At 44.5% G+C, this 6,758-nt stretch carries 7 protein-coding genes; 4 read left to right on the top strand and 3 right to left on the bottom strand.

All coding sequences use genetic code 11. The annotated features are described in order from the left end of the window. A partial coding sequence (locus tag PMG71_RS20045) for a Uma2 family endonuclease (protein ID WP_283755496.1) occupies window positions 1-346 on the top strand: 346 nt, incomplete at its 5' end. Window positions 347-382: 36 nt separating this feature from the next. Here PMG71_RS20045 and PMG71_RS20040 read toward each other — a convergent pair. After that, a complete protein-coding gene (locus PMG71_RS20040; RefSeq protein WP_283755498.1) occupies window positions 383-829 on the bottom strand; it encodes a DUF29 domain-containing protein in 447 nt (148 codons plus the stop codon). A gap of 398 nt (window positions 830-1,227) precedes the next feature. After that, window positions 1,228-2,754, bottom strand: a complete 1,527-nt coding sequence (locus PMG71_RS20035; protein ID WP_283755495.1) for a phosphomannomutase/phosphoglucomutase — start codon at window positions 2,752-2,754, stop codon at window positions 1,228-1,230. A gap of 98 nt (window positions 2,755-2,852) precedes the next feature. On the opposite strand from PMG71_RS20035, the gene PMG71_RS20030 reads away from it, so the two are divergent. The 3 genes from PMG71_RS20030 to PMG71_RS20020 are packed head-to-tail and all read left to right on the top strand — an operon-like array spanning window position 2,853 to window position 5,401. Next, entirely contained in the window at window positions 2,853-3,506 is a 654-nt protein-coding gene (locus tag PMG71_RS20030; RefSeq protein WP_283755494.1) for a type II restriction-modification system restriction endonuclease, read from the top strand. A gap of 1 nt (window position 3,507) precedes the next feature. Beyond that, a complete protein-coding gene (locus tag PMG71_RS20025) occupies window positions 3,508-5,016 on the top strand; it encodes a hypothetical protein (protein WP_283755493.1) in 1,509 nt (502 codons plus the stop codon). A 10-nt stretch (window positions 5,017-5,026) separates the two neighbouring features. Further along, complete coding sequence (locus PMG71_RS20020; RefSeq protein WP_283755492.1) at window positions 5,027-5,401, top strand: DUF423 domain-containing protein; 375 nt, start codon at window positions 5,027-5,029, stop codon at window positions 5,399-5,401. Window positions 5,402-5,769: 368 nt separating this feature from the next. On the opposite strand, the gene PMG71_RS20015 is transcribed toward PMG71_RS20020, so the two are convergent. Further along, window positions 5,770-6,642 (bottom strand): 2-keto-4-pentenoate hydratase, encoded by an 873-nt coding sequence (locus tag PMG71_RS20015; RefSeq protein WP_283755491.1) that lies wholly within the window; start codon window positions 6,640-6,642, stop codon window positions 5,770-5,772. Window positions 6,643-6,758 lie beyond the last annotated feature (116 nt).

The raw sequence follows: 6,758 nt of genomic DNA, 5'->3' as shown, positions 1-6,758 counted from the left end.
CTCTATTGTCCCGGATATTGCGGTGATTCGCTGGGACAATTTGCCCAAGGATGAAGAGGGGGAAATTGCGAATCGTTTTGAGCGTCATCCAGATTGGATTATTGAAATTTTGTCACCGGATCAACCCATGACCTTAGTGATGGAAAAAATTCTATTTTGTCTGGAAAATGGCACAGAATTGGGTTGGCTTATTGACCCTCAAACCCAATCAATTACTGTTTTTCAGTCAGGTTTGCCGAAAATTTATCGGGTGAATAATAGCGATTCAGAACCCTTACCGATGCTGACCGGTTTAGAGGAATGGACATTATCAGTAAACGATATTTTTGGCTGGTTGAAACTGTAGAAGTGAACAATTTTCGTCCCTACCACTTGATATGATTTAATCAAGAGTTGGGGATTGAAGGTTATCATCGCCACCTGGCCAAAACCCATCATTTAGCACTTCCTCGATTTCATAGGGACAACTTACAGGAAAACGACTCAATGGCAATTGCGTCTCATCACTAGCTTCCTGTCGTGCCCGTGAATAAGCCGTTTTCAACACTTCCGGGAGATAATTTTTCAAACTGGGCGAATCTTCTAAGGCGTACAGAATGCGGGTGCGATACTGGGTAATGCTTCCCGACCAACTACCGGTGCGAAATTCGGGCTGAAACTCCCCCTTTAAAAGATGCATGAGGACAACGGTCAGATTGCTCTTGATGCTACGGCGTTCGCTTTTTCCCATATCCTCAATTTCTTCAAGCAAATTCTGCCAGTCTACCTGGTTGTAGTCGCGATCGCGTAACTGTTGTAAAGTGGTTTCAATCCACAGCAGGTAATCAATCTCGTAAAGTGTCGTTACTTTTTCTGGTGATACAGCAGTTTTCGCGCTTTATGTGGGACATCTTGATCCCCCTTTCATGTCCGCTTGCGGAAAATCCCCCTTAAAAAGAGGGGGACTTTCCTATTCCCCCCTTTTTAAGCAGGGCAAGGGGGGATCTTTTCCTACTGTCCACCGATACAGCGCAAAGCGCTGTAAGGTCATCACTCATGGCCCTTCAATTTCTTCAACCGCTTATATCAAGTCCGGTTTCCGCAAGCGGACTTGAAAATTTGTTAAGAAGCGGGCAAGATGCCCGCACTCCTCGAATTCTTTGATATGACTGGAGTGGGAGCATCTTGCTCCCTGGATTTTTAATTAGGGTATTTCCGCTTCGCGGACATGAATAAGCGAACTTGATATTACTTCATCGTTGAAAGATCCAGCGCATCAAAAGATTGCAAAAAAGTGAGTAATTTACGAGCAATTTTAGGGACTCCCCCGCTCACATTCGATTCGATATTCAAGGGAATAACTGGATCGTGAAGAGACAAACGCAACAGAAACCAGCCCTGTTCTTCGGGAGCAGTGCAGGAAACTCGTACACCTTCATAATTATGGGGAACCACGCTCCAGCTAGGTTGGCTATTAGCAAAGGTAGAGAGGGCTTTAATGACCTGATTTCCATAGGGTTTAAAATCATCTAGGGCGAGTTTAATACGGAATTCTTGGCTTTCAACGGGTTCTTTAAGGTTGGCGATTAAATCGGTGAGCGATCGCCCTTCTAATTTCCCTTTAGCCAATTCGATCGCCAGTTTACTCACTAAGTAGGCTCCGTCATCCAGAAAGTAATTTTCTTTCATCGCCCCATGACCGGAGGTTTCAATCGCCAACCAAGATTCTTGACCTTCTCCATTCAACCGTTGGGCTTCATTAATAACATTTTTATACCCGCGCTTAAACCGATGATGGACTCCTTTCAAGTCTTCAGTAATGAACCTCGTTAAACCATCCGAAGTAATGGAATCCGTCACCACCGTCGAGCCAGGATGTTCCCGCAGCACAATGGCAGAAATCAAAGCAATCAGGCGGTTGCGGTTCAGTTCTTTACCCGTTTCGTCTACGGCTCCGCCGCGATCAACATCTGTATCAAAAATAATGCCAAAATCCGCATTATTCTCAATGACAGCTTGACAGATAGCATCCATCGCTTTCCCATTTTCCGGATTCGGCACATGGTTGGGAAAGTTGCCATCCGGGTCAAGAAATTGACTACCTGTCGTGTCTGCCCCCAAGGGTTTTAGCACTTGACTGACGTAAAAACCCCCTGCCCCATTCCCGGCATCAACGACAATTTTTAGACCTTTCAGGGGCTGCTCGAAGTCCGTGGGATGGTTCACCCCTGCGCGGATTTTCTCTACCAGTTGCCCCGAATAGACGCTCATAAAGTCTTTGGGGGTAATGGTTCCGGGGGTGGATGCTGGAGTAAAGTCAGCTTCCGAGCAGAGCGCCAGAATCTCACTAATATTTTGTTTTTCCAAGCCCCCTTTCGCGGTAAAAAACTTACAGCCATTCCGATTCGAGGGTAAATGACTGGCGGTGAGCATTATTGCTCCATCGCACTCAAAGCCAGGAGTTACCGTACTCATAAACATCGCAGGGGTGGAAGCCAGTCCGAAATCATACACCTTAGCACCAAGTGCGATAATGCCTTCCATCATAGCCTTCATCAGCTCCGGCCCAGAAATCCGGCTATCGCGTCCTAGAGCGATGGTTAATTCTGTTACTGGTTTTTCTAAACTTTGACTCAGCCAAGTGCAAAAACTTTGACCAATTTTCCGGCACACTTGAGCCGTTAAATTAACCGGTTCATCAGGGATAGAGGGAAGTGCAACCCCCCGAATATCCGAACCATTTTGTAATTTTTTCCAATTGATATCGTTAATCATAGCGAGTCAGCATAGGTAAAGCTAATTTGTACATTACCCTAAGTTGCGCCTTTTTCCCCTAAGCTTAAGATAATTTACCGAATATTGATAGAGTCGTTATGCAACCCATGTTAACTCTCGATCTATTATGTCAAGAAGCAAAAAAGTTTGCTCAACTTGAGTCTAATCATCATGAATCTTCTCTCTATGGTGTTACCGATGGTAAAGCCCTCGGAACCTACTTTGAGCATAAGTTTCAAACTTATCTAGAAACCTGCTACACTTTTGAGCGAGGAAGTTCAGCTAAAGGTATGGATTTTCCGGGATTAAATGTAGATATGAAAGTAACCAGTTATCGGCAACCCCAATCCTCTTGTCCTTTCCAATCTGCACGTCAGAAAATTTATGGTTTAGGATATAATTTACTGATTTTTGTCTATGATAAGACTGATAACTCCAATACTAAAACCGGTCAACTGAAAATACTAAATTCAGTTTTAGTCACTGGAGAAAGGACAGCAGACTACCAAACAACACGGGGAATTCAGCAACTCTTAGACAATGATGCAAACCTAGATGACTTAATCGCTTTCTTTGCCGAGCGGATGCTTCCTCTCGATGATATTCAAGCTCAACAACTAGCGGAAGAAATCATGCATAATCCTCCTGATTTAGGCTATTTAACCATTTCCAATGCCTTACAATGGAGGCTTCAGTATCGCCGTGTGATTGCCGAAGCAGGTAATATACCGGGAATTATTCGAGTTTTATAATATGACTATCAGTCAACGGAAAAAAAAAGAATATGGTGATTTTCAAACCCCCTGGGAACTCAGTCATAAAATATGTAAACTGCTGTATAATCAGGGAATTAGACCTCAGTCAATTATTGAGCCAACTTGTGGTCAATGTAATATATTGATGGCTGCTATGGAATGGTTTGATTCTGTAGAATTTGGCTTAGGATATGATATCAATGATTGGTATATCCAGCAAGTAAAAACTAAACTTTGCGATCAGCCTTATGCGGGTAAAATCAAAGTTGTTAACGCTAATTTTTTTGCTCTTGACTGGAAAAGTATCACCGCTCAATTGCCAGAACCGATATTATTTATTGGCAATCCTCCTTGGGCAACAAATTCTTTTTTGGGAGGTTTAGAGAGTGGCAATCTACCAGCAAAAAAGAACAGCGATAAATATTGTGGATTAGATGCACTTACGGGTAAAAGCAATTTTGATATTTCGGAATGGATGTGGCGCTATCTTCTAGACTCTCTAGGGAAAAAGTTAGGTTGGGTTGCCCTGCTGACTAAAACAGTTGTTGCTCGTAAAATTATCCAATATAGTTATAAACATCAGTTGCCAATTATGCAATCTAGCCTCTATATAGTTGACGCGAAAAAATATTTTCATGCTGCGGTAAGTGCAGGTCTACTTGTGTGTCATTTAGGTCAGGAAAAATCTAATTATAGTTGTTCGGTTTATGAAAACATTGAAAATCCAGTGAAGCAGTCAACTTTTGGTATCCATGAAGGACACTTAATTGCAGATTTAGCGAATTTCAATCAATGGCAGCATCTTCAAGGAAGGACGGTTTATCAATGGCGATCGGGGATTAAACATGACTGTGCTAAAATCATGGAAATGACGGGGAATTTTGCAGATCTTAAAAATGGATTGGGAGAACCAGTGAATCTGGAAAATAATTATTTATATCCTCTGTTGAAAAGCTCTGATATTGCTCATCAGAAAAGCAGTTCGCGTTATGTTTTAGTGACTCAAAGTAAAGTGGGAGCAGAGACAGACTCGATTGCTATTCATGCACCATTGACTTGGCGGTATTTAAGTCAATATCAAGCATTTTTTGATCGGCGCAAAAGCTCGATTTATAAAGGTAAACCCCCTTTTTCTATTTTTGGCGTAGGTGATTATTCCTTTGCTCCTTGGAAAGTGGCTATTTCAGGACTGTATAAAAAACTGGCTTTTTGTCTAATATCACCTCATGAAGGAAAACCGGTTATGCTGGATGATACTTGCTATTTTATTGCTTGTAAGACGGAATCAGAAGCTGTTGTCCTGGAACATTTATTAAATTCAAAAGTTGCCCAAGAATTCTTGAGCGCTTTTATTTTCTGGGATGCCAAACGTCCGATTACTGCCTCGCTGCTTAATCGTCTGGATTTGTTTAAACTGGCAGATGAATTAGGTAAAGGTGAGGAATTAAGAGGGTATCATGATTTCTGTGATGGTTCACCTATAATTAAGGGAATGATGCAGAGATAGGAAAGTGGGAATGAGTCAAGTTTTTCTGACGCTAGGATCGAGTTTAGCGGCGATCGCCGTTGCCGGGGGTGCTTTTGCCTCCCATGCGCTCAAAGGACAACTGAGCGATCGCTCCCTGGAAATCTTTGAAACCGCCACCAAGTACCAAATGTATCACGCCCTCGGCATCATCCTGGTTGCCCTCTGGCTCTCTTCCCTGCCTACTGCTAATCCCTGGATGGTAACGGCAGGATGGGCATTTTTTGCCGGAATTCTCCTCTTTTCCGGTAGCTTATATGCCCTCAGCGTCACCGGAATTAAGATCCTCGGAGCCATTACCCCCTTGGGAGGAGTCGCCTTTTTAATTGGTTGGGGCTGTTTAGCCGTTTCTGCGTGGATGAAATAAGTAATACAGCCCTAATTTAGGCGCTAGGGAGAGAGCTTAATTTAGGCGTTAGGGAGCGAGCTTAATTTAGGCGTTAGGGAGCGAGCTTAATTTAGGCGTTAGGGAGCGAGACGCTCCCACTCCAAAACAGGAGTGCGGGCATCTTGCCCGCTTCATAACCAATAACTTAATTTAGGCGTTAGGGAGCGAGACGCTCCCACTCCAAAACAGGAGTGCGGGCATCTTGCCCGCTTCTTAACCAATAACTTAATTTAGGCGCTAGGGAGCGAGACGCTCCCACTCCAAAACAGGAGTGCGGGCATCTTGCCCGCTTCATAACCAATAACCAATAACTCATAACCCCTTACCCATAACTCATAACTCATAACTCATAACTCATTCTCAAACCTTACCGAAACTTCCCCCAAACCCTCATATCGCGCTCGAATCATCATCGGCTCCTTCACCGGAGTTAGGGGGGTAATCGTTCCCAGCGATAACAAATCTCCCGGTTTGAGCTGAATTCCCGCAGCATTCAAATCCTCTTTCAGCCATAATACCGCTTGCAAGGGATGCCCTAACAGTGCCGCACTGCTGCCTTCCGATAACGTCTCACCTTCTCCATTTTCCATCACCACCGCAATTTCGCCTAAGCGCTTTTCCCATGCGGGAGTTGCTGCGAGTGCCACCGGTTCCCCCAACACTCCTAACCTCGCTCCAGCATTGATGGCGACTAAGGCGGGGGCATTTAAGGGTACAGTGCGATCGTACATCAAATCCGCCAGCTCAATAAACGGAATCACGGCATCTAAACTTTCTAATACCTCTCGGTGAGTTGTCGCTTGATTAATCTTTTCATCTGCTACACGCACCATTAAATCAGCTTCAAATACCCCACGAGCGCCAAAGTTAACTGGAACCGTTGCCCCAGTAGAGAGTAACATTTGTTGTAATAACGTTCCCCGCACCGGATGGGAAACCCCAAAGCGCTCCTGAGCCACAGGACTCGTTAAAGCAGCCTTATAGCCGACAATGGGGCCCAGTTGGGGAATTAGGGCTTGTACCAATTGTTGCTGAAATTGGGCAGCTTGTTCTAAAGTCCAATTGGGGGCGATCGCCGAAACTGGAGTACCATTAAGATAATCCGTCGCCAAACGCTCCACAGCACTCGGCATCGAACGCACCTCAGCCCAGACACTAGCCGTGAAGAGGATGCCCCCAGAAAATCCGGCTACTAAAGCTTTCCCCGATTTCCACACCATTATTCTCTCCCATCTCTCCTTCTAGCTTCAATATCTCACGTTTTGGGCAGAGGGCTATTCTCCATTCCCTGCTCCCTGACAGTGATGATCGTGAAGCGCGATGTGGCACAATAAAT

The organism is Roseofilum acuticapitatum BLCC-M154, from assembly GCF_030068475.1.
GTDB lineage: Bacteria > Cyanobacteriota > Cyanobacteriia > Cyanobacteriales > Desertifilaceae > Roseofilum > Roseofilum acuticapitatum.
This window is presented reverse-complemented; position numbering and strand designations above follow the sequence as displayed.

Excerpts from the sequence above, each read along its gene's own strand:
- PMG71_RS20035 (WP_283755495.1), bottom strand. The coding sequence starts at position 2,754 with ATGATTAACGATATCAATTGGAAAAAATTACAAAATGGTTCGGATATT.
- PMG71_RS20030 (WP_283755494.1), top strand. The coding sequence starts at position 2,853 with ATGCAACCCATGTTAACTCTCGATCTATTATGTCAAGAAGCAAAAAAG.
- PMG71_RS20025 (WP_283755493.1), top strand. The coding sequence starts at position 3,508 with ATGACTATCAGTCAACGGAAAAAAAAAGAATATGGTGATTTTCAAACC.
- PMG71_RS20020 (WP_283755492.1), top strand. The coding sequence starts at position 5,027 with ATGAGTCAAGTTTTTCTGACGCTAGGATCGAGTTTAGCGGCGATCGCC.
- PMG71_RS20015 (WP_283755491.1), bottom strand. The coding sequence starts at position 6,642 with ATGGTGTGGAAATCGGGGAAAGCTTTAGTAGCCGGATTTTCTGGGGGC.